The 23,014-nt window shown below is 72.5% G+C and carries 26 protein-coding genes; 18 read left to right on the top strand and 8 right to left on the bottom strand.

What is annotated here, in order from left to right; translation table 11 throughout:
- Position 1: 1 nt before the first annotated feature.
- Positions 2 to 1,405 carry a dihydrolipoyl dehydrogenase gene (gene lpdA, locus SHK17_RS05135; RefSeq protein ID WP_172270295.1) on the bottom strand — a complete coding sequence of 468 codons (1,404 nt, stop codon included), beginning with the start codon at positions 1,403 to 1,405 and terminating at the stop codon, positions 2 to 4.
- A 67-nt stretch (positions 1,406 to 1,472) separates the two neighbouring features.
- Here lpdA and SHK17_RS05130 point away from each other — a divergent pair, with 67 nt between their 5' ends.
- From SHK17_RS05130 to SHK17_RS05110, 5 genes are all read left to right on the top strand, one after another.
- On the top strand, positions 1,473 to 1,925 hold the full coding sequence (locus SHK17_RS05130; RefSeq protein WP_172270293.1) for a gamma-glutamylcyclotransferase: 453 nt from the start codon (positions 1,473 to 1,475) through the stop codon (positions 1,923 to 1,925).
- Between the two features lie 33 nt (positions 1,926 to 1,958).
- Entirely contained in the window at positions 1,959 to 2,771 is an 813-nt protein-coding gene (locus SHK17_RS05125) for a purine-nucleoside phosphorylase (RefSeq protein ID WP_172270280.1), read from the top strand.
- Between the two features lies 1 nt (position 2,772).
- Entirely contained in the window at positions 2,773 to 3,570 is a 798-nt protein-coding gene (locus tag SHK17_RS05120) for an NAD-dependent epimerase/dehydratase family protein (RefSeq protein ID WP_322921287.1), read from the top strand.
- Positions 3,571 to 3,640: 70 nt separating this feature from the next.
- Positions 3,641 to 4,015 (top strand): MerR family transcriptional regulator, encoded by a 375-nt coding sequence (locus tag SHK17_RS05115; RefSeq protein WP_172270276.1) that lies wholly within the window; start codon positions 3,641 to 3,643, stop codon positions 4,013 to 4,015.
- Positions 4,016 to 4,080: 65 nt separating this feature from the next.
- On the top strand, positions 4,081 to 5,091 hold the full coding sequence (locus tag SHK17_RS05110; protein WP_322921286.1) for an aldo/keto reductase: 1,011 nt from the start codon (positions 4,081 to 4,083) through the stop codon (positions 5,089 to 5,091).
- Between the two features lie 18 nt (positions 5,092 to 5,109).
- Here SHK17_RS05110 and SHK17_RS05105 read toward each other — a convergent pair whose 3' ends face one another.
- Positions 5,110 to 6,420 carry a DUF2252 domain-containing protein gene (locus tag SHK17_RS05105; RefSeq protein ID WP_322424801.1) on the bottom strand — a complete coding sequence of 437 codons (1,311 nt, stop codon included), beginning with the start codon at positions 6,418 to 6,420 and terminating at the stop codon, positions 5,110 to 5,112.
- A gap of 56 nt (positions 6,421 to 6,476) precedes the next feature.
- On the opposite strand from SHK17_RS05105, the gene tpx reads away from it, so the two are divergent.
- Positions 6,477 to 6,974 carry a thiol peroxidase gene (tpx, locus tag SHK17_RS05100; RefSeq protein ID WP_322424802.1) on the top strand — a complete coding sequence of 166 codons (498 nt, stop codon included), beginning with the start codon at positions 6,477 to 6,479 and terminating at the stop codon, positions 6,972 to 6,974.
- 4 nt (positions 6,975 to 6,978) lie between these two features.
- On the opposite strand, the gene SHK17_RS05095 is transcribed toward tpx, so the two are convergent.
- Positions 6,979 to 7,623 (bottom strand): MOSC domain-containing protein, encoded by a 645-nt coding sequence (locus tag SHK17_RS05095; protein ID WP_322921285.1) that lies wholly within the window; start codon positions 7,621 to 7,623, stop codon positions 6,979 to 6,981.
- Positions 7,624 to 7,632: 9 nt separating this feature from the next.
- Positions 7,633 to 8,001, bottom strand: coding sequence for a VOC family protein (locus tag SHK17_RS05090; protein ID WP_172270268.1), 369 nt, complete (start codon positions 7,999 to 8,001; stop codon positions 7,633 to 7,635).
- A gap of 104 nt (positions 8,002 to 8,105) precedes the next feature.
- Here SHK17_RS05090 and SHK17_RS05085 point away from each other — a divergent pair, with 104 nt between their 5' ends.
- Genes SHK17_RS05085 through yidC form a run of 4 tightly spaced genes read left to right on the top strand, consistent with a single transcriptional unit; the run spans position 8,106 to position 12,117 of the window.
- Complete coding sequence (locus tag SHK17_RS05085) at positions 8,106 to 9,770, top strand: phospho-sugar mutase (RefSeq protein WP_322921284.1); 1,665 nt, start codon at positions 8,106 to 8,108, stop codon at positions 9,768 to 9,770.
- Positions 9,763 to 10,947, top strand: a complete 1,185-nt coding sequence (locus SHK17_RS05080) for a right-handed parallel beta-helix repeat-containing protein (protein WP_322921283.1) — start codon at positions 9,763 to 9,765, stop codon at positions 10,945 to 10,947. Before SHK17_RS05085 ends, SHK17_RS05080 begins: the two co-directional genes overlap by 8 nt.
- 26 nt (positions 10,948 to 10,973) lie before the next feature.
- Positions 10,974 to 11,261, top strand: a complete 288-nt coding sequence (locus SHK17_RS05075; RefSeq protein ID WP_172270262.1) for a hypothetical protein — start codon at positions 10,974 to 10,976, stop codon at positions 11,259 to 11,261.
- A gap of 58 nt (positions 11,262 to 11,319) precedes the next feature.
- Positions 11,320 to 12,117 (top strand): membrane protein insertase YidC, encoded by a 798-nt coding sequence (yidC, locus tag SHK17_RS05070; protein ID WP_172270260.1) that lies wholly within the window; start codon positions 11,320 to 11,322, stop codon positions 12,115 to 12,117.
- Here the strand turns inward: yidC and SHK17_RS05065 are convergent.
- The gene (locus tag SHK17_RS05065) at positions 12,107 to 13,048 is read right to left on the bottom strand and encodes an NAD(P)-dependent alcohol dehydrogenase (RefSeq protein ID WP_322921282.1); all 942 of its coding nucleotides are present in this window, start codon (positions 13,046 to 13,048) and stop codon (positions 12,107 to 12,109) included. The genes yidC and SHK17_RS05065 overlap by 11 nt on opposite strands.
- An 82-nt stretch (positions 13,049 to 13,130) precedes the next feature.
- On the opposite strand from SHK17_RS05065, the gene SHK17_RS05060 reads away from it, so the two are divergent.
- Positions 13,131 to 13,760 carry a TetR/AcrR family transcriptional regulator gene (locus SHK17_RS05060; RefSeq protein WP_322921281.1) on the top strand — a complete coding sequence of 210 codons (630 nt, stop codon included), beginning with the start codon at positions 13,131 to 13,133 and terminating at the stop codon, positions 13,758 to 13,760.
- A 77-nt stretch (positions 13,761 to 13,837) separates the two neighbouring features.
- Here the strand turns inward: SHK17_RS05060 and SHK17_RS05055 are convergent, their stop codons facing one another.
- Positions 13,838 to 14,455, bottom strand: coding sequence for a hypothetical protein (locus SHK17_RS05055; RefSeq protein WP_322921280.1), 618 nt, complete (start codon positions 14,453 to 14,455; stop codon positions 13,838 to 13,840).
- Between the two features lie 78 nt (positions 14,456 to 14,533).
- On the opposite strand from SHK17_RS05055, the gene deoC reads away from it, so the two are divergent.
- From deoC to SHK17_RS05030, 5 genes are all read left to right on the top strand, one after another.
- Positions 14,534 to 15,511 carry a deoxyribose-phosphate aldolase gene (gene deoC / locus SHK17_RS05050; protein WP_322921279.1) on the top strand — a complete coding sequence of 326 codons (978 nt, stop codon included), beginning with the start codon at positions 14,534 to 14,536 and terminating at the stop codon, positions 15,509 to 15,511.
- An 11-nt stretch (positions 15,512 to 15,522) separates the two neighbouring features.
- Positions 15,523 to 16,977: an aldehyde dehydrogenase family protein gene (locus SHK17_RS05045; RefSeq protein ID WP_322921278.1), complete on the top strand. Its 1,455-nt coding sequence runs from the start codon at positions 15,523 to 15,525 to the stop codon at positions 16,975 to 16,977.
- A complete protein-coding gene (locus SHK17_RS05040; protein WP_322921277.1) occupies positions 16,977 to 17,837 on the top strand; it encodes an aldehyde dehydrogenase family protein in 861 nt (286 codons plus the stop codon). The genes SHK17_RS05045 and SHK17_RS05040 overlap by 1 nt, the downstream gene beginning before the upstream one ends.
- A 104-nt stretch (positions 17,838 to 17,941) precedes the next feature.
- Positions 17,942 to 18,388, top strand: coding sequence for a MarR family winged helix-turn-helix transcriptional regulator (locus SHK17_RS05035; RefSeq protein WP_172270248.1), 447 nt, complete (start codon positions 17,942 to 17,944; stop codon positions 18,386 to 18,388).
- Positions 18,385 to 19,047: a maleylpyruvate isomerase family mycothiol-dependent enzyme gene (locus SHK17_RS05030; protein ID WP_322921276.1), complete on the top strand. Its 663-nt coding sequence runs from the start codon at positions 18,385 to 18,387 to the stop codon at positions 19,045 to 19,047. Before SHK17_RS05035 ends, SHK17_RS05030 begins: the two co-directional genes overlap by 4 nt.
- Positions 19,048 to 19,089: 42 nt before the next feature.
- On the opposite strand, the gene SHK17_RS05025 is transcribed toward SHK17_RS05030, so the two are convergent.
- Positions 19,090 to 20,757: a substrate-binding domain-containing protein gene (locus tag SHK17_RS05025; protein ID WP_172270246.1), complete on the bottom strand. Its 1,668-nt coding sequence runs from the start codon at positions 20,755 to 20,757 to the stop codon at positions 19,090 to 19,092.
- A gap of 95 nt (positions 20,758 to 20,852) precedes the next feature.
- Between SHK17_RS05025 and SHK17_RS05020 the strand changes: the two genes are divergently transcribed.
- Positions 20,853 to 21,443 (top strand): ATP-binding protein, encoded by a 591-nt coding sequence (locus tag SHK17_RS05020; RefSeq protein ID WP_322921275.1) that lies wholly within the window; start codon positions 20,853 to 20,855, stop codon positions 21,441 to 21,443.
- On the opposite strand, the gene SHK17_RS05015 is transcribed toward SHK17_RS05020, so the two are convergent.
- The gene (locus SHK17_RS05015) at positions 21,444 to 22,523 is read right to left on the bottom strand and encodes an adenosine deaminase (RefSeq protein WP_322921274.1); all 1,080 of its coding nucleotides are present in this window, start codon (positions 22,521 to 22,523) and stop codon (positions 21,444 to 21,446) included. It abuts the gene before it with no gap.
- A gap of 35 nt (positions 22,524 to 22,558) precedes the next feature.
- Here SHK17_RS05015 and SHK17_RS05010 point away from each other — a divergent pair, with 35 nt between their 5' ends.
- Positions 22,559 to 23,011 (top strand): MaoC family dehydratase, encoded by a 453-nt coding sequence (locus SHK17_RS05010; RefSeq protein WP_322921273.1) that lies wholly within the window; start codon positions 22,559 to 22,561, stop codon positions 23,009 to 23,011.
- The last annotated feature ends 3 nt before the right edge of the window (positions 23,012 to 23,014 follow it).

The following is a 23,014-nucleotide window of genomic DNA, read 5'->3' as shown; positions in this document are numbered from 1 at the left end:
GTCAGAGGTTGATCATGTGGCCGGCGATGCCGTGGACGGCCTCCTTGACGGCCTCGCCCAGCGTCGGGTGCGCGAAGACGTTGCGGGCCACCTCGTCGGCGGTGAGGTCCCACTTCTGGGCCAGCGTCATCACCGGCAGCAGCTCGGTGACGTCGGGGCCGATCATGTGGGTGCCGATGATCTCGTTGTGCTCGGCGTCCGCGACGACCTTCACGAACCCGAACGCCTCGCCGAGGCCCATCGCCTTGCCGTTGGCGGTGAAGGGGAACGTCGAGGTCTTGACGTCGTAGCCCATCTCCTTGGCCTGCGCCTCGGTGTAGCCGAAGGAGGCGATCTGCGGCATGCAGTAGGTCGCGCGCGGCACGAAGTCGTACTCCACCGGCATCGTCTCGGCGCCGTTGATGGTCTCGGCGGCCACGATGCCCATCGCCTCGGCCACGTGGGCGAGCATCAGCTTGCCGGTGCAGTCGCCGATCGCGTAGACGTTCGGCACGTTGGTGCGGCAGTAGTCGTCGATCTCGATCGCACCGCGCTCGGTGACGTCGACGCCGACGTTCTCGAGGCCGAAGCCCTTCACACGGGGGGCGAAGCCGAACGCGGCGAGGAACTTGTCGGCCTCGAGCACCTGCTCGTCGCCGCCGGCGGCCGGGGCCACCGTGACCTTGACGCCCGAGCCGGTGTCCTCGACGCCCTTGACGGCGGTGGAGGTCAGCACCTTCACGCCCAGCTTCTTGTAGTGCTTGGCGAGCTCCTTGGACACGTCCGCGTCCTCGGTGGGGACCATCCGGTCGAGGAACTCCACGATCGTGACGTCGACGCCGAAGTTGGCCATCACGTAGGCGAACTCGACGCCGATCGCGCCCGAGCCGCCGATGATGATCGAGCTCGGGAGCTGGTCGGTGAGGATCTGCTCCTCGTAGGTGACGACGTTCTCGCTGAGCTCGACGCCCGGCACCAGGCGCACGGTCGCGCCGGAGGCGATGACCAGGTTGTCGAACGTGTAGCGGGTGGTCTGGCCGTCCTTGTCCTTCACGTCGACGTCGTTGCGGCCCTGGAGGGTGCCCCAGCCGTCGATCTCGGTGATCTTGTTCTTCTTCATGAGGAAGTGGACGCCCTTGACGATGCCGGCGCTGACGTCGCGGCTGCGCTTGTGGGTCGGACCGAACGACATGGTCACGTCGCCCTCGATGCCGTACTTGGCCTTCTCGTGCTGGAGCGTGTGGGCCAGCTCGGCGTTCTTCAGCAGGGCCTTGGACGGGATGCACCCGACGTTGAGGCAGACACCTCCCCAGTACTTCTCCTCCACCACGGCCACCTTCTGGCCGAGCTGGGCTGCGCGGATCGCGGCGACGTAGCCACCGGGGCCGGCGCCGAGGACGAGGGTGTCGAAGTGCGTGTCGGTCACGGTGCCAGCCTAGTTGTCCGGCCCACGGCGGGGACACCCGAGGTCGGGGCTCAGTATCCTGTGGCCCGTGACGCTCTACGCCGCCTACGGGACGAACCTCGATCCCGCCCGGATGAGCGAGCGCTGCCCCCATTCGATCCTCCACTCCACGGGGTGGTTGACGGGCTGGCGGCTGACGTTCGGCGGGGAGGAGCACGGCTGGGACGGAGCGCTGTCCACGATCGTCCAGGACCCCTTCGAGCAGGTCTTCGTCGCGGTCTACGACGTCACGCCGGAGGACGAGCGCGCCCTCGACGGCTGGGAGTCCGCCGACACCGGGCTCTACCGCAAGACCAAGGTGCGGGTCTCGACGATGACCGGCGAGCTCGTCGTGTGGGCCTACGTCCTCGACGCCTACGAGGGCGGCCTGCCCTCGGCGTCCTACCTCGGCGTGCTCGCCGACGCCGCCGAGGCGGCGGGGGCGCCCGAGGACTACGTCGGCGCGCTGCGGCGCCGGGCCTGCCGCTCGACCGGCCTGTGACCCGGCACTCCGACTGCCCCTAGAGTGCCGCCCATGGACGACCAGACCCCCTACGAAGCCGCCGGCTCCGCCGCCGAGAGGCTCGCCGAGCTCACCGGCGTCGAGCGCCACGACATCGCCCTGGTCCTGGGCTCGGGCTGGCTGCCGGCCGTCGACGCGCTGGGCGAGGCCACCGCGGAGATCGCGACCACCGACCTGCCGGGGTTCCACGCCGCGGGCGTCACCGGGCACAGCGGCAGGATCCGCTCCGTCCGGACCTCGTCGGAGAGCGGCGACCGCAACCTGCTGGTCTTCCTGTCCCGCACCCACTACTACGAGGGCAAGGGCGTCGCCGCCGTCGTCCACCCGGTCCGGACCGCTGCGGCCGCGGGCTGCTCGGCGATCGTGCTGACCAACGGGTGCGGCGGCCTCAAGCCGGGCTGGCAGCCGGGCCAGCCGGTGCTGATCTCCGACCACATCAACCTGACCGGCACCAGCCCGATCGTCGGGGCGAACTTCGTCGACCTCACCGACCTCTACAGCCCCCGGCTCCGGGAGATGTGCCGGGAGGTCGACGGCTCGCTCGACGAGGGCGTCTACGTCCAGTTCCCCGGGCCGCACTACGAGACCCCCGCTGAGGTGCGCATGGCCGGCATCCTCGGCGGCCACCTCGTCGGCATGAGCACCACGCTCGAGGCGATCGCCGCCCGCGAGGCGGGCATGGAGGTCCTCGGCATCAGTCTCGTCACCAACCTCGCCGCCGGCCTGAGCGGCGAGCCGCTCGACCACGCGGAGGTGCTCGAGGCGGGCCGTGCCGCGGCCAGCCGGATGGGCGGCCTGCTCAGCCAGGTCGTCACGAGGATCTGACGTGCGCGTCCTCGTCACCGGCGCGGCCGGCAGCATGGGCCGGGTCGTCACGGTCGGACTGGTCGACCTCGGCCACGACGTCGTCGGGCTGGACCTGGTGCCGGCACCCGAGGGCACGACGTTCACCTGGCACGAGGCCGACTGCGCCGACGCCGACGCGGTCGCCGCCGTCTTCGCCGAGGAGCGCCTGGACGCGGTCGTGCACCTCGCCGGCGTGCCGGAGGAGGTGTCGCTGCCCGACGAGCTGACCTCGCACGTCATCACCACCGCGGCACTGCTGGACGCGATGGTCGCCCACGACGTCCCGCGCCTGGTCTACGCCTCCTCCAACCACGCGGTCGGTCGCACGCCGCGCGTCGACGGCGAGCTCACCGAGCACGTGCCGCCCCGCCCGGACACCTACTACGGCGTCGCGAAGGTCGCCGCCGAGGCGCTGATGCGGCTCTTCGCCGAGCGCCACGGCATCGACGCGGTCGCCTGCCGCATCGGCTCGTTCCTCGAGGAGCCGACGAGCACGCGCGCGCTGTCGACGTGGCTGTCCCACGGCGACGGCGTACGCATGGTGGAGGCGGCGCTGACCGCCCCGGCCCCCGGCTACGCCGTCCTCCACGGCATCAGCGCCAACACGCGGGCCTGGTGGGACCTCGAGCCCGGCCGCCGCCTGGGCTACGAGCCGCAGGACGACGCCGAGGACCACGCCGACCGCGTCGAGCCGGGGCCCGACGACGAGGCCGAGGCGGAGTTCGTCGGCGGCCCCTTCGCTACCGCGCAGTTCCACCGTCCGGCGCTGGGCGACTGACCTCCTCCGGCGGGCCAGGCGTCGCCGGGGCCCTTGACTTGGAGTGCGCTCGAAGTCGGACACTGGTCCGATGACCAGCCTGAGCATCGCCGAGGCGGCCGAGCGCACCGGCCTGACGGCCCACACCCTGCGCTACTACGAGCGCGACGGGCTGCTGCTCGGCTCGGTCGAGCGCGCCTCGTCCGGGCACCGGCGCTACACCGAGCGCGACCTCACCTGGATCCAGATGGTGACCCGGTTGCGCGCCACCGGGATGCCCATCCGCGACGTACGACGCTATGCCGCGCTGGTCCGCGAGGGCGACGGCAACGAGGCCGAGCGCCTCGCGCTCCTGCTCGCCCACCGCGAGGTGGTCGAGCGCCAGCTGGCCGAGGTGACCTCCCACCTCCGCGCGATCGACCACAAGATCGCCATCTACGACAGCGTCGTCACCCCGGCAGGCTGATCCACGCAGGGAAGGCGCGGAGGGGGCTTGACTTCGAGCGCACTCCAAGGAGTTTGGTGGGAGTCATGACCACCACTTCCATCGGCCAGCGCACCCTCGGCACCACCTCCTCGCTCTCCGTGAGCACCCTCGGCCTCGGCTGCATGGGGATGTCGGAGTTCTACGGCACCCCCGACGAGCAGTCCGGGATCGACACGATCCGCCGGGCCCTCGACCTCGGTGTCACGTTCCTCGACACCGCCGACATGTACGGCCCGTTCACCAACGAGCGGCTCGTCGGCCGTGCCCTCGAGGGCCGGCGCGACGAGGTCCAGCTCGCCACCAAGTTCGGCAACGAGCGCAACCCCGACGGCTCGTGGGTCGGCATCAACGGCTCCCCCGACTACGTCCGCAGGGCGTGCGACGCCTCCCTCGAGCGGCTCGGCGTCGACCACATCGACCTCTACTACCAGCACCGCGTCGACAAGACCGTGCCCATCGAGGAGACGGTCGGGGCGATGAAGGAGCTCGTCGAGGCGGGCAAGGTGCGTCACCTCGGACTCTCCGAGGCGGGCGCCGACACGATCCGCCGCGCCCACGCCGTGCACCCGGTCACGGCCCTGCAGACCGAGTACTCCCTGTTCACCCGCGACCTCGAGGACGAGGTCATGCCGGTGCTGCGCGAGCTCGGGATCGGACTGGTCCCCTACTCCCCGCTGGGCCGCGGCATGCTGACCGGCGCGGTGACCCGCGAGTCGCTCGAGGCCGACGACTCCCGTGCCACCGGGCGCTTCCCCCGGTTCTCCGGTGACGCCCTCGACGCCAACCTCGCGCTCGTGGCGAAGGTGAAGGAGCTCGCCGCCGACAAGGGCTGCACCCCCGGGCAGCTCGCGCTGGCGTGGGTGCTCGCGCAGGGCGACCCCGACCTGGGCGTCGTGCCGATCCCCGGCACGAAGCGCGTGGCCTACCTCGAGGAGAACGTCGGCGCCGTCGCCGTCGAGCTCACCCACGACGACCTCGCCGCGCTCGAGCAGGCCGTCCCCCGCGACGCGGTCGCGGGCGAGCGCTACGGCGACATGTCGACCATCGACGCCTGACGCGCACGAGGTGCCGGGTCAGGTGGAGGTGATCCCGACCCGGCCCTCGCGGAAGGCGTCCACGAACAGCGCGTGGTCGTCGCGCACGCGGGCGGCGTACGCGATCCCCCACTCGCCCAGCCACGACACCAGCTCGTTGCGCCGGCCGTCCAGGGACTTGTGGATCGCCTCCTCGACCTGGAAGTCGACCAGGTCCTGCTGGCTGTCCTCGTCGGAGGCGCAGTGGATCTTGGCCGTCGCGCGGCCGAGCAGGTCGACCACCGACCGCATGTCCTCGGGCTCGTTGATCTCGCTCCAGTCGAGATCGACCTCGTAGGGCGAGACCTCGGAGACGACGTAGCCGGTGCCGTCGATGCTCGTGTGCCCCAGCAGCGGGTCGGTGTGCACCTGCAGCGCCCGCTGGCTCACCACCGTGCGGTGCCCCTCGTGGTCGAAGTAGGCGTCGACCTCAGCGCTCTCGACGAACCGGCTCAGGGCTGGGACGTTGGCCTGCTTCATGCTCAGCACCACGTCGTTGTCGAGCGCCTGGCTGTAGCCCTCCACGAGCACGTTGAAGGCCGGCAGGCCCGCGCTGCCGATGCCGAAGCCCGACTTGCCGACGACGTCGCGCAGCTCGTAGAAGAGGTCCCGGTCGAAGCGCTTGGACTCCGGGATGGTCTCGAGGTAGCCGTGGAAGGCCGCCACGACCTTCGCCCGCTCCGTGCTGGACAGACGCCTCGTCGTGCCGTCCTCGCTGAACCTCCGGACCCCGTGCTGCATCACCGTGATGCGGTCGAGGAGGTCGGCGCGCCGCTTCGTGCGGGCCGACTCGAGCGCCGTGAGGACCGGGCCCTGGGCGGTGTCGAGCCGGATCTCGAAGGTCTCGTCCTCCTCGGTGCCGGTGTAGTGGTTGACCTGGGCGAGGTAGGACCGCGCGTAGCGGCTGATGAGCTTGCGGATCGCGTCCTCGGGCAGGGCCTTCTGCCACCCGAGGAGCGCCAGGCTCGCCGCGAACCGCTGGAGGTCCCAGGTGAAGCGACCGATGTAGGCCTCGTCGAAGTCGTTGACGTCGAAGATCAGCCGGCCGTCGGAGTTGAGGTAGGTGCCGAAGTTCTCGACGTGCAGGTCTCCGTGGATCCAGATGCGCTCGGCGCCGTGGTCCGCCCAGGGGTCGTCCTCGCCGGTGACGTCGCAGTAGAACAGGCAGGCCGTCCCGCGGTAGAACGCGAGCGGGTCGCGCGCCATCTTGCGGTACTTGGCGCGGAACGCCACCGGGTCGGCGCGCATGAGCGGGGCGAACGCGTCGCGCAGCACGTCGATGATGACGTCCGCGCGCTTCGAGGTGGTCACCTCCGCACTGTAGAGCCAGCGACGAGCGGTCAGGGCGGCTGCGATAGGAATGGCCCATGGCAACCACACAATTCGGCGACACCACCGTCAACACCGTGGGCGAGCTGCCCGCTGTCGGCTCGCAGGCACCGGGGTTCGACCTGGTGAACACGAAGTTCCAGTCCCTCACCGACGCCGACGTGGCCGGCAAGCGGGTCGTGCTCAACATCTTCCCGAGCATCGACACCGGCGTGTGCCAGGCGAGCGTGCGCCGGTTCAACGAGCTCGCGGCCGGCCTCGACAACGCCGCCGTCGTCAACGTCTCCGTCGACCTCCCGCTGGCGCAGGCCCGGTTCTGCGGCGCCGAGGGCATCGAGGACGCGCTGGTCGGCTCGGCCTTCCGCTCCTCGTTCGGCCAGGACTACGGCGTCGCGATGGCCGACGGCGCCTGGACCGGGATGCTGGCGCGCGCGGTCGTCGTCCTCGACCAGGACCGCACCGTGCTGCACACCCAGCTGACCGACGCGATCGGCCAGGAGCCCGACTACGACGCAGCGGTGGCCGCGCTGGGCTGACGCGTCACAGGCGGGAGGCGAGCCACTCGTGCTCGGCCTCGGCCAGCACCCGGGCCGAGACGAAGACCTCGGCCAGCTCGCGATCGCCCATCCAGGCCCGGAAGAACATCGGCACGGTCAGCCCGTGCGCCGGCCGGTGGACCACCTCGATCGGGTCGTCGCGCTCGATCACGCCAGCCTCGCGCACGGCGAGGTAGGCACCGGTGCGTCCCCGGTCGCCGAAGCGGCGCACCCAGCGGGGCTCGGCCATGTGCTTGGCGAAGGTCGCGCACGGCACGCGCGGCCCGCACACCTCCAGCAGGGTGAGGCCGACGCGCCACAGCTCGCCGACCTCGGCGGCGTCGACGTCGATGCCGCTGGTCGTGAGGTTCTCGCCGAACATCCCGTCGGCCAGGTCGCGACCCAGCTCCCGGCCCCACCAGTCCAGCTCCTCGCGGGCGACTGCGTAGACGGCCTGGGTGGCGCCACCGTGGTGCTTGCGGCTGTAGATCGCGTCACCCACCACGCCGCTGCCGAGCCCGCCGCGCTTGGGGCCCGGGTCGCGGACCTCGATCCGCTCGACCGGGTGCTTGCGGATGCCGCTGGGGCGCCGCAGCCCCTCGACCGGCGCCAGCGGGCCGGTGTTGACGGAGCGGACGGTGGCGATCACCCGCCCACGCTAGTCGCCGGTGTGGCAGACCGCCTCGACGTTGTTGCCCTCGGTGTCGCGGACGAAGGCGCCGAAGTAGCCGGGGTGGTAGTCCGGCCACAGCCGCGGCTCGTGGAGCGACTCCGCCCCCGCCGCGACGGCCTCGGCGTGCCAGGCCCGGACCGTGGCGGCGTCGGGTGCCAGGAAGGCGACGTGCACCTCCCGGTTGGGCCCCACGCCCTCGAAGGTGCTGAGCCAGAAGTCCGGCGTGTCGGTGCCGTAGCCGATGGCCTCCCCGAAGTCCATCAGGCGCCGGTGGCCCAGCACCCCCAGGACCCTGTCGTAGAACGCCGCGGCGCGCGGCAGGTCGGTGCAGTTGATGCCCAGGTGGTCGATCATCACCCGATCGTGGCACCGCCCACCGACAACGTCAGGGCGCGTGGTCGCGCCGGCGACCAGTGGCCATGACGTCCCGCCCGGTCGCCGAGGGATAGCGTGCGTCCATGACCGCCGCGACCTCCGAGACCGAGCTGATCGAGCGCGCCCGTGCGTGGGCCGCCGAGGACCCCGACGAGCAAACCCGGGCCGAGCTGGGGGCCCTCGTCGAGGCGGCCGGGCGCGGTGAGTCGACCGACCTGGCCGACCGCTTCGCCGGCACCCTCGAGTTCGGCACCGCCGGCCTGCGCGGCGCGCTCGGCGCGGGGCCCAACCGGATGAACCGCGTCGTGGTGACCCGTGCGGCGGCCGGCCTGGCGGCGTACCTCCGGGACACCGGCCACGCCGGCGGGTCCGTCGTCATCGGCTTCGACGCCCGGCACAACTCCGACGTCTTCGCCCGCGACACCGCCGAGATCATGACCGGCGCCGGCTTCAAGGCGTACGTCATGCCGCGCACGCTGCCCACTCCCCTGCTCGCCTTTGCGATCCGCGAGCTCGGGTGCGCAGCAGGCGTCATGGTCACCGCGAGCCACAACCCGCCGCAGGACAACGGCTACAAGGTCTACCTCGGCGACGGCAGCCAGATCGTGCCGCCGGCCGACGGCGAGATCGCGGCGCGGATCGCCGCCGTCGGGCCGCTCGCCGACCTGCCGCGCGGCGACGCCAACCGGCTCGTCGGCGAGGAGATCGTCGACCGCTACCTCGACACCGTGGCCGGCCTGGCCGGCGACGGCCCGCGCGACCTCACCCTCGTCTACACCCCGCTGCACGGCGTCGGCGGCACGACCGTGGCCCAGGTCCTGGAGACCGCCGGCTTCGACGCCCCGCACGTCGTCGAGCAGCAGGAGCACCCCGACCCCGACTTCCCGACCGTCGCGTTCCCCAACCCCGAGGAGCCGGGCGCCATGGACCTGGCCATGGACCTGGCTGCCCGCAGCGGCGCCGACCTCGTGGTCGCCAACGACCCCGACGCCGACCGGTGCGCGGTCGCCGTGCCGGACGCCCACGGCTGGCGGATGCTGCGCGGCGACGAGGTGGGCGCCCTCCTGGCCCACCACCTGCTCGCCCGCGGCCGCACCGGCACCTTTGCCAACTCGATCGTGTCCTCCAGCCTGCTCGGCAAGATGGCCGCGGCCGCCGGTCAGCCGCACGAGGAGACGCTGACCGGCTTCAAGTGGATCGGCCGGGTCGAGGGCCTCGCGTTCGGCTACGAGGAGGCACTCGGCTACTGCTGCGACCCCGAGCACGTCCGGGACAAGGACGGCGTCTCGGCGCTGCTGCTGGTCTGCGAGCTGGCCGCCGAGGCCAAGGCGCAGGGACGCGGGCTCACCGACATCCTCGACGACATCGCCCACGAGCACGGCCTGCACGCCACCGACCAGCTCTCGGTGCGGTTCGAGGACCTGGCCCACATCCCCGCCACGATGGAGCGGCTGCGGGCCACGCCGCCGACCTCCCTCGGCGGCCTCGCGGTCGAGCTGGTCGAGGACCTCTCCGAGGGCACGGAGCAGGTGCCGCCGACCGACGGCCTGCGCTACTCGCTCGCCGAGGGCGCCCGGGTGATCGTGCGCCCGAGCGGCACCGAGCCGAAGGTGAAGTGCTACCTCGAGGTGGTCGTCCCGGTCGGCGAGGACCCCGACGACGGCGGCGTCGACGCCGCCCGCATCTCCGCCGTCGGCCGGCTCGACGCGATCAAGGCCGACCTGCGCAGCAGCGCCTTCGGTGCCTGAGGTGCAGGCGTCCCGTGGGCTCGCCGCGGTGGTGGGCCTGGTGCTCGGCGCCGCATCCATCCCCGCCTCCATCCCTGCGTCCGTCGCCGCGCCCGCCCCGGCGGCGTACGACGACAGCGCTCCGCGCACGTGGCACGTGGGCCCCACCCGCACGCTCACCGTGCCGAGCCAGGCGGCGGCCGTCGCGCGCGACGGTGACACCGTGCTCATCGACGCGGGCACCTACTCCGGCGACGTCGCGACCTGGACGCAGGACGACCTCACCCTGCGCGGCGAGGGTGGCCGGGCGCACCTGCGCGCCGACGGCCAGGACGCCCAGGGCAAGGCGATCTGGGTGATCGCCGGCGACCGCACGACCGTCGACCGCATCGAGCTCAGCGGCGCCGCCGTGGTCGACCGCAACGGCGCCGGGATCCGGCAGGAGGGCACGGGTCTCACCGTCACGCGCAGCTGGTTCCACGACAACGAGAACGGCATCCTCACCGGCGCCGACCCGGCCAGCGACATCGTCATCCGCGGCTCGCGGTTCTTCCGCAACGGCGCCGGCGACGGCTACTCCCACAACGTCTACATCGGCGCCGTGCGCTCGCTGACGGTCACCGGGAGCTGGCTGTCGGGCGCCGACACCGGCCACGAGCTCAAGTCGCGGGCCGCGCGCACCACCATCGTCGGCAACCGCATCAGCGACGGCGACAGCACCGCGAGCTACTCCATCGACCTGCCCAACGGCGGCCGGGCGCTGGTCGCCGGCAACGTCGTCGTGCAGGGACCCGCCTCGGAGAACCCCGCGGTCGTGTCCTACGGCGCCGAGGGCCTCACCCACCCGTCCCGCACCCTGTGGGTCGTCAACAACACCTTCGTCAACCAGCGCTCGTCGGGCACCTACGTCGCGGTGGCCGAGGGCGCCAGCGCCCACCTGCGCAACAACCTCCTCGTCGGTGCCGGGGACCTCACCAGCGGGCCGGCCGACGCGCGGGGCAACCGCCGCGTGGGCCCCGCCGGCTTCGTGGCGCCCGGGTCGGAGGACTTCCGGCTCCGCCCCGGCTCCCCCGCCGTCAACCGCGGCGTGGCCGTCCCGGCGCGCTGGCGCGCCCGGTGGGAGTACGTCGCCCCCGCACGGCAGGTCCGACGCCCGGTTGCCGGGCGGGTCGACCTCGGGGCGTTCGAGCTCCGGTGACCGACGCGCGGGGCTACGCTGGCGCCATGGTCCGGTCCGTGGTGGTCGCGCTGGCGTCGCTCGTCGCCGCCATCTCGCTCGCGCCGACCGCGTCGGCCGTGTCGGCGATGTCGACCGAGGCCCTCGTCGTGCTCGCCGCGCTGGCGACCTCGACGGCGCTGATGGCCGTCCACGGACCCGCGGCCGTCCCCGACGCCACCCTGCGCTCGCTGCGGCCGCGGCGTCGCGCCGTCGACGTACCCCTCGTGCTGGCCGGGCGGACGACCGACGTGGGCCACCACCCGGTCCGACCGCGCGCTCCTGGACTCGTCTGACGCTCGCCCCCGCGCGAGCACGCAGACCCGTCCCGCCCCACCTGCTCCAGGAGCCACCATGTCCCTGCTCGAACCGTTCAAGCACGCCCTCGCCGCGGTCCTCGCGGCCACCCACGACGGCCTCACCTCGCTCGGTGCCGGTCCCGACGCCGCCACCACCTGGCTGCTGTGCATCGCCGCCGTGGTCGTCCTCGTCCGCACCGCGCTGCTCCCCCTCGTGGTCCACGGGGTCCGGCAGGCACACGCCGCCGCCCGCGCCCGGCCGCACCTGCGTGGGATCGCCGAGCGCTACCGCGGCCGCACCGACGCCGAGAGCCTCCGGGCGCACCACGAGGAGCGCCGCCTGGTCTCCGCCGAGCACGGGGTCAGCCGTCTGGGCTGCCTCCCGGTGCTGGTGCAGCTGCCGGTGTGGCTCGGTCTCTACCACCTGCTGGCCGACGTGTCCTCCGGTGCCGCCGTCGGCGCCATGGGTCCCGACCTCGTGTCGTCCTTCGGCGCCGCCTCGGTCGTCGGGGTCTCGCTCGCCGGACGCGGCTACCTCGGTGCCGGCGCCGTCCACCTCGCCGTGGTCGCGGGCTTGGCGGTGACCGCCGCGGCGCTGTCCTACGTCACCCAGCGCTACGTCGTCGCGTCGAACACCACGGTCGACGGCCTGCCCGAGGCGGTCGTCACCGCGCAGGCCGTCCTCCCTGTCGTGTCGGCGGGCGGCCTGCTCCTCGCCGGCGGTGTCGCCCCGGTGGCGCTGCTCGTCTACTGGGTGTGCAGCTCCACGTGGACGCTGGGCCAGAGCGCCGTCGTCGCGCGCTGGTTCCCGACGCCGGGGACGGCAGCAGCGGCGAGGCGACTCACGGCGTGACCACCAGGTTGCCCACCTTGCGCCCGGAGTCGACGATGCGGTGCGCCTCGACGACGTCGGCGAGCGGGAGGGTGCGGTCGACCACGGTCCTCAGCTCGCCCGACTCGACGAGCTCGAGCAGCGCCGTGAAGTCCTCGGCTCGCTCCGGCGCCACGCCGGCGACGACGTCGCCCCGCGCCCTCAGGGTCGACCAGAGGTCGGCGACGACGAGCAGCAGCACGCCCCCCGGCGCGAGGAGCGAACGACCCACGGCCGGGGAGATGCTCCCGACGGTGTCGAGCACGACGTCGTACCGTTCCGCGACGGTGTCCAGCGGGGTCCGGGTGTAGTTGATGACCGCAGCCGCCCCGAGGGACTCGACCAGTGCTCCGTTGGTCGGGCCGCACACACCGGTGACGCGTCCGCCTGCGCGGTGGGCGAGCTGGACGGCGGCCGCGCCGACGGACCCTGAGGCGCCGTTGACCAGGACGGCGGTGCCCGGGCGTACGCGGTCGCGCAGGAAGTGCAGGGCGGTGCTGCCACCGAAGAGGACGGCCGCGGCGTCAGCGTGGCTCACGGCGGCGGGCTTCCGCACGAGCTTGTCCGCCTTCACCGCGACGAGCTCCGCGTGCGCGCCCATGCCGGCGCCGGTCATCCCGCAGACCTCGTCGCCGACGGCCAGGCCGGTGACCCGGCCCCCGACCTGCTCGACCACCCCGGACAGCGTGACGCCGAGCACCTGCCGCCGGGGCCCGCGCACCCCCAGGACGAGCCGGGCCGGCGTGGCGAACCCGCGGGGGAACCGGGCCCCGCGGATGCGGGCGTCGCCGGAGTTGACGGTGGTCGCCGCGACCCGGACCACCACCTGCCCCGCGCCGGCCACCGGGTCCGGGACCTCTCGCACCGAGACGACCTCCGGCGCTCCGTACCCCTCGACGACTGCTGCCTTCATGGCACTCACTCCCTTACGCCTGTAAGACGACCGCTCGTCACTGTAGCCTTACGTGTGTAAGCCGGTCGATCCGAGGAGCACGATGTCCAGACCACCTCTCTCCCCCGCGGCCATCGTCGAGGCAGCCACACGGGTGGCCGACGCCGCCGGACTGGGTGGGGTGAGCATGCGCAGCGTGGGTCGCGAGCTGGGCGTCGAGGCGATGTCGCTCTACCACCACGTGACCAACAAGGACGCGCTGCTCGACGGTCTCGCTGACTGGGTGTTCACGCAGGTCGACCTGCCGGTGGTCGGCCGTCCGTGGCGCACCCAGATGGAGCTGCGCGCCCGGTCGGCCCGGGAGGTCCTCGTCGCCCACCCCTGGGGGCTCGGCCTGATCGAGTCGCGTCGTAACCCCGGCCCGGCCACCCTCCGTCACCACGACACGGTGCTGGGCTGCCTGCGGACCGCAGGATTCTCCGTCCCGCTGGCCGCGTCGGCGTTCTCCGTCATCGACGCCTACGTCTACGGGTTCGTGCTGACCGAGGTGAACCTGCCCTTCGAGGCGGGAGCGGCGGCCGAGGAGCTCGTCGCCGGGATCGACCTGCTCGCCGAGCTCCCGCACCTCGCCCAGATGGTCGCGCAGCAGGTCGTCGGCGGCAGCTACAGCTACAGCGACGAGTTCGAGCCGGGACTCGCGCTGGTCCTCGACGGGCTCGAGGCGCGATTGTGAGACGTGGCCCGCTGCGCTGACCGGGACCCGGGTCCCGGACTGGACCGGGTCCGCAGACCCTGTCGCCGGCTGAGCCTTCACAGGAAGAACGACACGACCAGCACCAGGGACGCTCCCGCCACCAGCCCGATGGGCAGCCACGCGGGCTCGCGGCGTACGGCGTCGGGCAGCGCCAGCTGCTCGCGCGACCCCGGCCGCACCCCGGCGGCGCTGCGGGCGTGGTCGACGAGCTCGTGGAGCCGGTCGTCGACGAAGTCGGGGTAGGACATGCCCTCGCGCGCCCCGCCTGCCTCGCCCCCGCCCCGTCCGGCGGTGATCGACTTGCGCCACGACCGGCCCACGACGGTGGAGACCCAGCGCCGGTCGGCGGCGCGGACGGCCAGCACCTGGCGCACGGCGAGCTCCTCGACGGCGGCGAGGCGGATGTGCACGGTCTCGACGAGGTTGCGCATGACGAGGTGCTGCTCGGTGGCCCACAGCGCCGGGCGCAGCATGGCGGCCCAGGAGAGCACCGCGACCAGCAGCGCGGCGGCGGCCACCCAGGGCGGGAACCCGTCGTCGAGGTAGGCCAGCCCGGCCACGACGACGAGGCTCGACAGCACCAGCGCGAGCCAGCCCGAGACCCGGCCGCTGGTGGCGTGGAACCGCTCGACCACCGTGTCGGGCCCGTCGCGCTCGTCCTGCAGGCGTGCCATCTTCTCCTCGTCCAGCTGGGCAGTTGTCGGCCCTCTGGGGATTGCCGGGCTCTTCGTGGCCAACTCTATGCTGGGTCGGTGACACCCACTGCCAGCCCTCAGGTGAGCGGGGCCTTCGACGACATCGTGCGCTCGGACTCCTCGCTGCGCCGCTTCCTGCACGGCCTGCCCGGCGTGGACCAGGTCGGCTGCGAGGCCCGCGCCGCCGGCCTCGCCACCCGTTCCATCAAGACCACGGCCAAGGCCTACGCCATCGATCTCGCGATCCGCATGGTCGACCTCACGACGCTCGAGGGCCAGGACACCCACGGCAAGGTCCGCGCGCTCGCGTCCAAGGCGATGCGGCCCGACCCCGCCGACCCGTCCTGCCCGGCCACCGCCGCCGTGTGCGTCTACCCCGACATGGTGGCGACGGCCAAGGAGGTCCTCGGCGACAGCGGCGTCCACGTCGCCGCCGTGGCCACCGCGTTCCCCAGCGGCCGCGCGGCGATGGACATCAAGCTCGCCGACACCCGTGACGCCGTGGAGGCGGGCGCCGACGAGATCGACATGGTCATCGACCGCGGCGCGTTCCTCTCGGGCCGCTACCTCGACGTGCACGACGAGATCGCGCAGGTCCGCGAGGCCTGCGCCCGCCCCGACGGCACCAGCGCGCACCTCAAGGTCATCTTCGAGACCGGCGAGCTGCAGACCTACGACAACGTCCGTCGTGCCAGCTGGCTGGCCATGATGGCCGGCGCCGACTTCATCAAGACCTCCACCGGCAAGGTGCAGCCGGCCGCCACCCTGCCGGTCACGCTCGTCATGCTCGAGGCGGTCCGCGACTTCCGCGACCAGACCGGCCGGATGATCGGGGTCAAGCCCGCGGGCGGCATCCGGACCACCAAGGACGCCATCAAGTACCTGGTGATGGTCAACGAGATCTGCGGAGCCGACTGGCTCGACCCCGACTGGTTCCGCTTCGGGGCCTCCACGCTGCTCAACGACCTGCTGATGCAGCGCACCAAGATGACGACCGGTCGCTACTCCGGTCCCGACTACTTCACGCTGGACTGAGGCTGAGCGACATGAGCAACCCCTTCGAGTACGCACCCGCGCCGGAGTCGCGCGCGATCGTGGACGTCAAGCCGTCCTACGGCCTGTTCATCGACGGCGAGTTCGTCGACGGCACCGGCACGGCGTTCAAGACCGTCAACCCGGCCACCGAGGAGGTCCTCGCCGAGGTCGCCGAGGCCAGCGACGCCGACGTCGACGCGGCCGTGAAGGCCGCCCGCCGGGCCCACACCCGCGTGTGGTCGCGCATGTCCGGCGCCGAGCGGGCCAAGTACCTCTACCGGATCGCCCGGATCATCCAGGAGCGCGGCCGCGAGCTCGCCGTCCTGGAGTCCATCGACAACGGCAAGCCGATCAAGGAGTCGCGCGACGTCGACGTCCCGATCGTCGCCGCGCACTTCTTCTACTACGCCGGCTGGGCCGACAAGCTCCAGTACTCCGGCTTCGGCACCACGCCGCTGGGCGTGGCCGGCCAGGTCATCCCGTGGAACTTCCCGCTGCTCATGCTGGCGTGGAAGATCGCGCCGGCCCTGGCCTGCGGCAACACCGTGGTGCTCAAGCCCGCCGAGACCACGCCGCTGACCGCCCTCCTCTTCGCCGAGATCTGCCAGCAGGCCGACCTCCCGCCCGGCGTGGTCAACATCGTCACCGGCGCCGGTGACACCGGGCGGGCCATCGTGTCGCACCCCGACGTCGACAAGGTCGCCTTCACCGGCTCGACCGAGGTCGGCAAGGCCATCGCCCGCGCGGTCGCCGGCAGCGACAAGAAGGTGACCCTGGAGCTCGGCGGCAAGGCCGCCAACATCGTCTTCGACGACGCGCCGCTCGACCAGGCCGTCGAGGGGATCGTCAACGGCATCTTCTTCAACCAGGGCCACGTCTGCTGCGCGGGCTCGCGCCTGCTCGTGCAGGAGTCGGTCGCCGACGAGGTGATGGACCGCCTCAAGCGCCGCATGGCGACGCTGCGCGTGGGCGACCCGCTCGACAAGAACACCGACGTCGGCGCGATCAACTCCGCCGAGCAGCTCGCCAAGATCCGCGAGCTGTCGGCGATCGGCGAGGCCGAGGGCGCCGAGCGGTGGTCGGCCCCGTGCGACCTGCCCGCCAACGGCTACTGGTTCGCCCCGACCGTCTTCACCGGTGTCTCCCAGGCCCACCGCATCGCCCGCGAGGAGATCTTCGGGCCGGTCCTGTCGGTGCTGACCTTCCGCACGCCGTCCGAGGCGGTCGAGAAGGCCAACAACACGCCGTTCGGCCTGTCCGCCGGCGTGTGGACCGACAAGGGCTCGCTCATCCTCTCGATGGCCAACCGCCTCCGGGCCGGTGTGGTCTGGGCCAACACGTTCAACAAGTTCGACCCGACCTCGCCGTTCGGCGGCTACAAGGAGTCCGGCTACGGCCGCGAGGGCGGCCGCCACGGGCTCGAGGACTACCTCAAGGGAACCAGCGTGAAGGGAGCGGACAGCTGATGAGCCGCATCGACGTGCGCAAGACCTACAAGCTCTACATCGGCGGGCAGTTCCCCCGCTCGGAGTCGGGCCGCTCCTACGTCGTCAACGACGCCAAGGGCCGCCTGCTCGCCAACGCCGCGCTCGCCTCCCGCAAGGACGCCCGCGACGCCGTGGTCGCCGCCCGCTCCGCCTTCGGCGGGTGGTCGGGCCGCACCGCCTACAACCGTGCCCAGGTCGTCTACCGCGTCGCCGAGGTCCTCGAGGGCCGCCGCGAGCAGTTCGAGGCCGAGCTGCGCGCGGCCGAGGGGGTCTCCTCCTCCCGGGCCCGCGCCTACGTCGACGCCGCCATCGACCGCCTGGTCTGGTACGCCGGCTGGGCCGACAAGATCACCCAGGTCGTCGGCAACGCCAACCCCGTGGCGGGGCCCTACTTCAACCTGTCCACGCCCGAGCCGAGCGGCGTGATCGCCGTCGTCGCACCCCGAGGCCCGCTCCTCGGCCTGGTCAGCGTCGTGGCGCCGCTCATCGTTACCGGCAACACCGTGGTGGTGATCGCCAGCGAGCAGCACCCGCTGACCGCGATCACCCTCGGCGAGGTCATGGCGACCAGCGACCTGCCCGGTGGCGTGGTCAACGTCCTCACCGGCTCGCAGGCCGAGATCGCGCCGTGGCTGGCCTCGCACATGGACGTCAACGGCATCGACCTCACCGGCGTCACCGACCCCGCGCTCGCGACCGGGCTCGAGGTGGCGGCCGCCGACAACCTCAAGCGCGTACGCCGTCCCGCACCGGACACGGACTGGCTGGCCGAGCCCGATCTCGACCGGATGACGCGCTTCCTCGAGACCAAGACGGTCTGGCACCCGATCGGCGTCTGAGCCACCGATCGACCACGACGGCCCCCGAGGACCTCCGGGGGCCGTTGCCGTACCCCTTGCCGTCCCTGTTGCCGCTCCTGACCCGAAATGACATCATTGGTGTCATGTCGTCCCGCGGTGAAGTCCTCTACGACCTGCTCCGCCTGGTCCGCCCGATCGTGCTCGGCTCCGCCCGCGTCGTGGACGAGGGTCTCCGCGGGACGGGGTGGACCGTGGGGTCCCGCGCCGTCATGGAGGTGCTGGTCGTCGACGGAGCGGCCACCGTCCCGCGCGTCGCCACGCGGTTGTCGCTCGCCCGGCAGAACGTCCAGCGCCAGGTCGACGAGCTCGTGCGGCTCGGGCACGTGGCGACCGCGCCCAACCCCGACCATCGCCGGTCCGTCCTCGTGGCACCGACCGCCGAGGGTCGTCGCCTCTTCGGCCGGGTGCACGACCGCGAGCTCGCGGACCTCGCCCGGCTGGCCCCGGAGTGCTCGGTGCAGGAGATCGCCGCTGCGACCGAGGTGCTGCGCAGCGTCGAGGCCGCGGTCCGCGCCCGGTGGGCGCAGTGACCTGGGTGCAGGTGCCGATGGACGCCGACGACGTCTTCGCCCGGACGACGCGCAACCGGCGCGCGGCAGCGGACCTCCTCGCGTCGCTGACGCCGGATCAGTGGCAGGCGCCGACCCTGTGCGAGGGCTGGACGGTGCGGCACCTGGCCGCCCACCTCGTGCAGCCGATGGTCGTCGGCTTCGGTCGGTTCCTGCTCGCCTCGCTGCGCCACCGGGGCGACACGGCGGCGACCGTCGACCACGTCACCCGGTCCCTCGCCCGCCGCGAGCCGACCGAGCTGGTGTCCCTGCTGCGCGAGCGCGCGGCCGACCGGGTGGACCCGCCGCGGGTCGGCCCGATGGGGCCCTTCGCCGACACCTGCATCCACCTGCGCGACATCGCCCGGCCGCTCGGCCTGCCGGCCGACGTGCCGCGGGAGGACTGGCTGCTGCTGCTCGACCACCTCGCGTCCGGGACGGCGGCACCCGCCCTGACGCGCCCGGGGTGGACCGACGGCCTCGCGCTGCGAGCCACCGACGCGGACTGGGCCCGCGGCTCCGGGGCCGTGGTGGAGGGCGCCGTGGAGGCTCTCGCGATGGCGGTCACCGGCCGCCCGGCGGCGCTGGACGACCTGCGCGGACCGGGCGTCGGGGTCCTGCGCGAACGCCTCGCACGCTGATCCTCCGGGCGGTGCGCCCGGTGGACCAGCGTGCGGGTCGGATCAGCGGTTGAGCAGGGCCTGGGCCAGCACGCCGAGGATCTCGTTGGGGTTGTTGACCAGGTAGTTCTGGCCGCCCGTCGCCGCGGCGATCTGGTCGAGCTCGCCGGTGTCGGCGTCCTGCGAGATGCCGATGATGATCACCTTTACCGGCTTCGCGGGGTCGCGGATCGACTTGAGCTGGTTGACCAGCGAGTCGAGCGACAGCGAGCTGGAGTCGTCGCTCGCGCCGTCGGTGAAGATCACCACGGAGTTGAACCACGCCGGGTCCCACTTCTCCTGCGCGTGCTTGTAGGCCGCGAGGGTGGTGTCCATCAGGCCGGTGGCGCCCTTCACCCGGGCGACCAGGGCGTCCGCCTCCTTGCGGACCAGCTCGCCGTGGGTGCCGGCCTCGCCGGCGTCGGCGTCGAGCCGGTCCAGGGCGGCGTACTCGGCGAAGGACGCACCGTCCTCGCCGCGGTTCTTGGAGAAGCCCCAGATGCCGATCCGCGCCTGAGCCGGGAACGCGTCGAGCGCCACCTGCGAGGCCTGGACCGCGAGCTGGATGCGCGTCGTGTCGCCGATCGCCATCTTCATGGAGCCGGACAGGTCGACCACGGCGAGGATGCTCGAGGGGACCGAGAGCACGCGCCACTGGCGCAGCGCGTCGTCGGTGGTCTTCTGCGGCACCGTGTCGAGGACCTGGGCGTTGCCGAGGCCGATCTCGTTGGGCAGCGGGGTGCCGTCGGGGCCGCGGAGCTCGGCGGCGGCGATCGCCTCGACGCCGGCGCTCGAGGTGAACCAGCGGGTCAGCGCGCGGCCGACGCGGGCGGAGAGGTCGCCGCCCGAGGCGAGGATGTCCTTGGTGCCGCGGTTCACGTCGATCAGCGGGTACTGCAGCATCGGCACACCGGTGCGCGGAGCCACCAGCGTGAGCTGGTCGTTGCTGCGGCGGGCCGACAGGTAGGCCTGCTCGGTGGCCGGCACGAGCTGGGTGCTCGAGGCCGAGATGGTGGACAGGTCGGTCTCGTTGGCGCTGCCGGCGACGGCGCGCTCGCCGTAGGTCTGGGCGACGGGCACGGTCTTGGCCTCGATCGAGGCGGGCGTCTGGCCGGTCTTCTTCATCTCGGCGTAGGGCGCCAGGAGCGCGAGCGCGGAGGCGCCCTCGGCGCTCGGGTCGGCCATCGAAAGGCTGCCACCGTCGAGGACCTGCGACCACGAGGCGGGGGCCTCGGAGGACGGACCACCGATGAGCCCGACGGGCGTCTGGGCGAGGACGTCGGCGACCGGGGTGCCGGTCCAGCCGGCCGCGGTGAGCTGGCCCTTCCAGGTGGGGCTGTCGGGGATCCAGATCTCGGGCAGCTGGGCCTCCGGGTCGCTGAGGACCGCGACGACGTCCTTCACGGACCCGGCCGTGACCTGGATGTCGATGCAGGGCTCGTCGGCGTTGACGTCCTTGACCGCCTTCCTGACCAGGTCCTCCATCACGGGGGCCGTGGTGAGGGTGACCACCTCGGAGACGCAGTCGGCCGCGCCGGGCTCGCTGCTGTCACCGCGGGTGGCGAAGAAGCCGACGAGGGCGACGACGAGGAGCAGCGCCAGCCCAGCCAGCACCCAGGTGTTGCGGGGGCGCCGGGCAGCGCCGCCGGAGATGTCCGCGGTATCGGTCGCGGTCGAGTCGTCGAGACTCATGGAGGTCCTCCCACAGAGGTGTCAATCGGGGGTCTGGGCGAGACTAATCTCCAGTCCGGACGTCCGTGGCCGAACGAGGAAATGAGTCTGTAACCATGCACACAGCCCAGGTGGTCGTCCTGGCCGGCCCGAGCGGAGCCGGCAAGTCGCGGCTCGCCGAGCGGCTCGGACTCCCCGTCCTGCGCCTCGACGACTTCTACAAGGACGGCGACGACCCGACCCTCCCGCGCATCACCCACGGCGCCAACGAGGGCCTCGTCGACTGGGACCACCCCGACTCCTGGCACCGCGAGGACGCGATGGCGGCGCTGCGCGAGCTGTGCGGCACCGGGCGCAGCGAGGTGCCCGTCTACGAGATCGCGCAGAACGGGCGGTGCGGGTCCCGCACCGTGGAGCTCGGGGGCAGCACCCGCTTCGTGGCGGAGGGGATCTTCGCGCCGGACGTCGTGGCCGCCTGCCGCGAGGAGGGCATGCTCGCCGCGGCCTACTGCATCACCCAGCACCCGCTCATGACGTTCTGGCGCCGGCTCACCCGCGACCTGCGCGAGCACCGCAAGCCGCCGCTGGTCCTCCTGCGCCGCGGGCTCGCGCTGATGCGCGACCAGCAGCGCGTGGTCGCGCACGCGGTCGAGCAGGGGTGTCGCCGGGCGACCGGTGACCGGGCGTACGCCGAGCTCAGCAGCTGATCAGGCCTCGGCCATGAGGTCGGCGTAGCCCGGCTTGACGACGCGGTCGATGATCGCGAGCCGCTCGTCGAAGGGCAGGAACGCCGACTTCATGGCGTTGATGGTGAACCAGCGCAGGTCCTCGAGCGTGTGGCCGAACGCCTCGACCAGCCCGAACATCTCCTGCGTCATCGACGTGCCGCTCATCAGCCGGTTGTCGGTGTTGACGGTGACCCGGAACCGCAGGTCGGTCAGCAGGCCGATGGGGTGCTCGGCGAAGGACTCCGCCGCACCCGTCTGGATGTTGGAGCTCGGGCACATCTCCAGGGGGATGCGCTTGTCGCGGACGTAGGCCGCGAGCCGGCCGAGCTCGACCGAGCCGTCCTCGGCGACCGTGATGTCGTCGATGATCCGCACGCCGTGGCCGAGCCGGTCGGCGCCGCACCACTGAAGGGCCTCCCAGATCGAGGGCAGGCCGAACGCCTCGCCGGCGTGGATGGTGAAGTGCGCGTTCTCGCGCTGGAGGTACTCGAACGCGTCGAGGTGCCGGGTGGGCGGGAAGCCGGCCTCGGCGCCAGCGATGTCGAAGCCTGCCACCCCGCGGTCGCGCCAGGCGATCGCGAGCTCAGCGATCTCCATCGACCGGGCCTGGTGCCGCATCGCGGTGAGCAGCTGGCGTACGACGATCCTGCCGCCGCTCGCGGCCGCCCCCGCGTCGAAGCCCTCCTGCACGGCGGCGACCACCTCGTCGAGCGTCATCCCGCCGCTCACGTGCTGCTCGGGGGCGTAGCGCACCTCGGCGTAGACGACGCCGTCGGCGGCCAGGTCCTCGACGCACTCGCGCGCGACGCGGGCGATCGCCGGGCCGTTCTGCATGACCGCCACCGTGTGGTCGAACGTCTCGAGGTAGCGCACCAGCGAGCCGGAGTCGGCGGAGTCGGCGAACCACTGCCCGAGCGACGCGGCGTCGTCGGCAGGCAGCTCGTGACCGATCTCGGCGGCGAGCTCGACGATCGTCTGCGGACGGAGCCCGCCGTCGAGGTGGTCGTGGAGCAGCACCTTGGGGGCCCGGTGCACCTGGTCACGGGTGGGAGTGGTCACCGGCACATCCAAGCAGGCGGACTATGTTCGCCCCCATGCGCACCTTCACCACCCTCGACGACGTCGCCGGAGCCGCCGGGTCCGAGATCGGCACCAGCGAGTGGCTCGCGGTCGACCAGGCCAGGATCGACTCCTTCGCCGACGCCACGCTGGACCACCAGTGGATCCACGTGGACGTCGCGCAGGCGGGCGCCGGGCCCTTCGGCACGACGATCGCCCACGGCTTCCTCACCCTGAGCCTGCTCCCCCACTTCGCCTCGCAGGTCTTCCGCCTCGAGACGCCGGGCGCGCGGCTCAACTACGGCCTGGAGAAGGTGCGCTTCCCCCACCCGGTGCCGGTCGACAGCCGGTTGCGCTCCCACGTGCGCTTCGGCGAGGTCCGCGACCTGCCCCAGGGCAAGCAGCTCATCGTCGAGCACACCGTCGAGATCGAGGGTCGCGACAAGCCCGCCTGCGTGGCCCAGCACGTCGTGCTGCTGCTCGCCTGACGC

This window comes from Nocardioides renjunii, assembly GCF_034661175.1.
Lineage (GTDB): Bacteria > Actinomycetota > Actinomycetes > Propionibacteriales > Nocardioidaceae > Nocardioides > Nocardioides renjunii.
The sequence above is the reverse complement of the archived record's forward strand: the minus strand, read 5'-3'. Positions and strand labels throughout refer to the sequence as shown.

Coding starts and splice junctions, on each gene's coding strand:
- SHK17_RS05025 (WP_172270246.1), bottom strand. CDS start 20,757: ATGAGTCTCGACGACTCGACCGCGACCGATACCGCGGACATCTCCGGC.
- SHK17_RS05055 (WP_322921280.1), bottom strand. CDS start 14,455: ATGGCACGCCTGCAGGACGAGCGCGACGGGCCCGACACGGTGGTCGAG.
- SHK17_RS05090 (WP_172270268.1), bottom strand. CDS start 8,001: ATGATCGACCACCTGGGCATCAACTGCACCGACCTGCCGCGCGCCGCG.
- SHK17_RS05045 (WP_322921278.1), top strand. CDS start 15,523: ATGAGCAACCCCTTCGAGTACGCACCCGCGCCGGAGTCGCGCGCGATC.
- SHK17_RS05110 (WP_322921286.1), top strand. CDS start 4,081: ATGACCACCACTTCCATCGGCCAGCGCACCCTCGGCACCACCTCCTCG.
- SHK17_RS05065 (WP_322921282.1), bottom strand. CDS start 13,048: ATGAAGGCAGCAGTCGTCGAGGGGTACGGAGCGCCGGAGGTCGTCTCG.
- SHK17_RS05085 (WP_322921284.1), top strand. CDS start 8,106: ATGACCGCCGCGACCTCCGAGACCGAGCTGATCGAGCGCGCCCGTGCG.
- SHK17_RS05060 (WP_322921281.1), top strand. CDS start 13,131: ATGTCCAGACCACCTCTCTCCCCCGCGGCCATCGTCGAGGCAGCCACA.
- SHK17_RS05115 (WP_172270276.1), top strand. CDS start 3,641: ATGACCAGCCTGAGCATCGCCGAGGCGGCCGAGCGCACCGGCCTGACG.
- tpx (WP_322424802.1), top strand. CDS start 6,477: ATGGCAACCACACAATTCGGCGACACCACCGTCAACACCGTGGGCGAG.
- yidC (WP_172270260.1), top strand. CDS start 11,320: ATGTCCCTGCTCGAACCGTTCAAGCACGCCCTCGCCGCGGTCCTCGCG.
- SHK17_RS05075 (WP_172270262.1), top strand. CDS start 10,974: ATGGTCCGGTCCGTGGTGGTCGCGCTGGCGTCGCTCGTCGCCGCCATC.
- SHK17_RS05125 (WP_172270280.1), top strand. CDS start 1,959: ATGGACGACCAGACCCCCTACGAAGCCGCCGGCTCCGCCGCCGAGAGG.
- SHK17_RS05010 (WP_322921273.1), top strand. CDS start 22,559: ATGCGCACCTTCACCACCCTCGACGACGTCGCCGGAGCCGCCGGGTCC.
- SHK17_RS05035 (WP_172270248.1), top strand. CDS start 17,942: ATGTCGTCCCGCGGTGAAGTCCTCTACGACCTGCTCCGCCTGGTCCGC.
- SHK17_RS05040 (WP_322921277.1), top strand. CDS start 16,977: ATGAGCCGCATCGACGTGCGCAAGACCTACAAGCTCTACATCGGCGGG.
- SHK17_RS05020 (WP_322921275.1), top strand. CDS start 20,853: ATGCACACAGCCCAGGTGGTCGTCCTGGCCGGCCCGAGCGGAGCCGGC.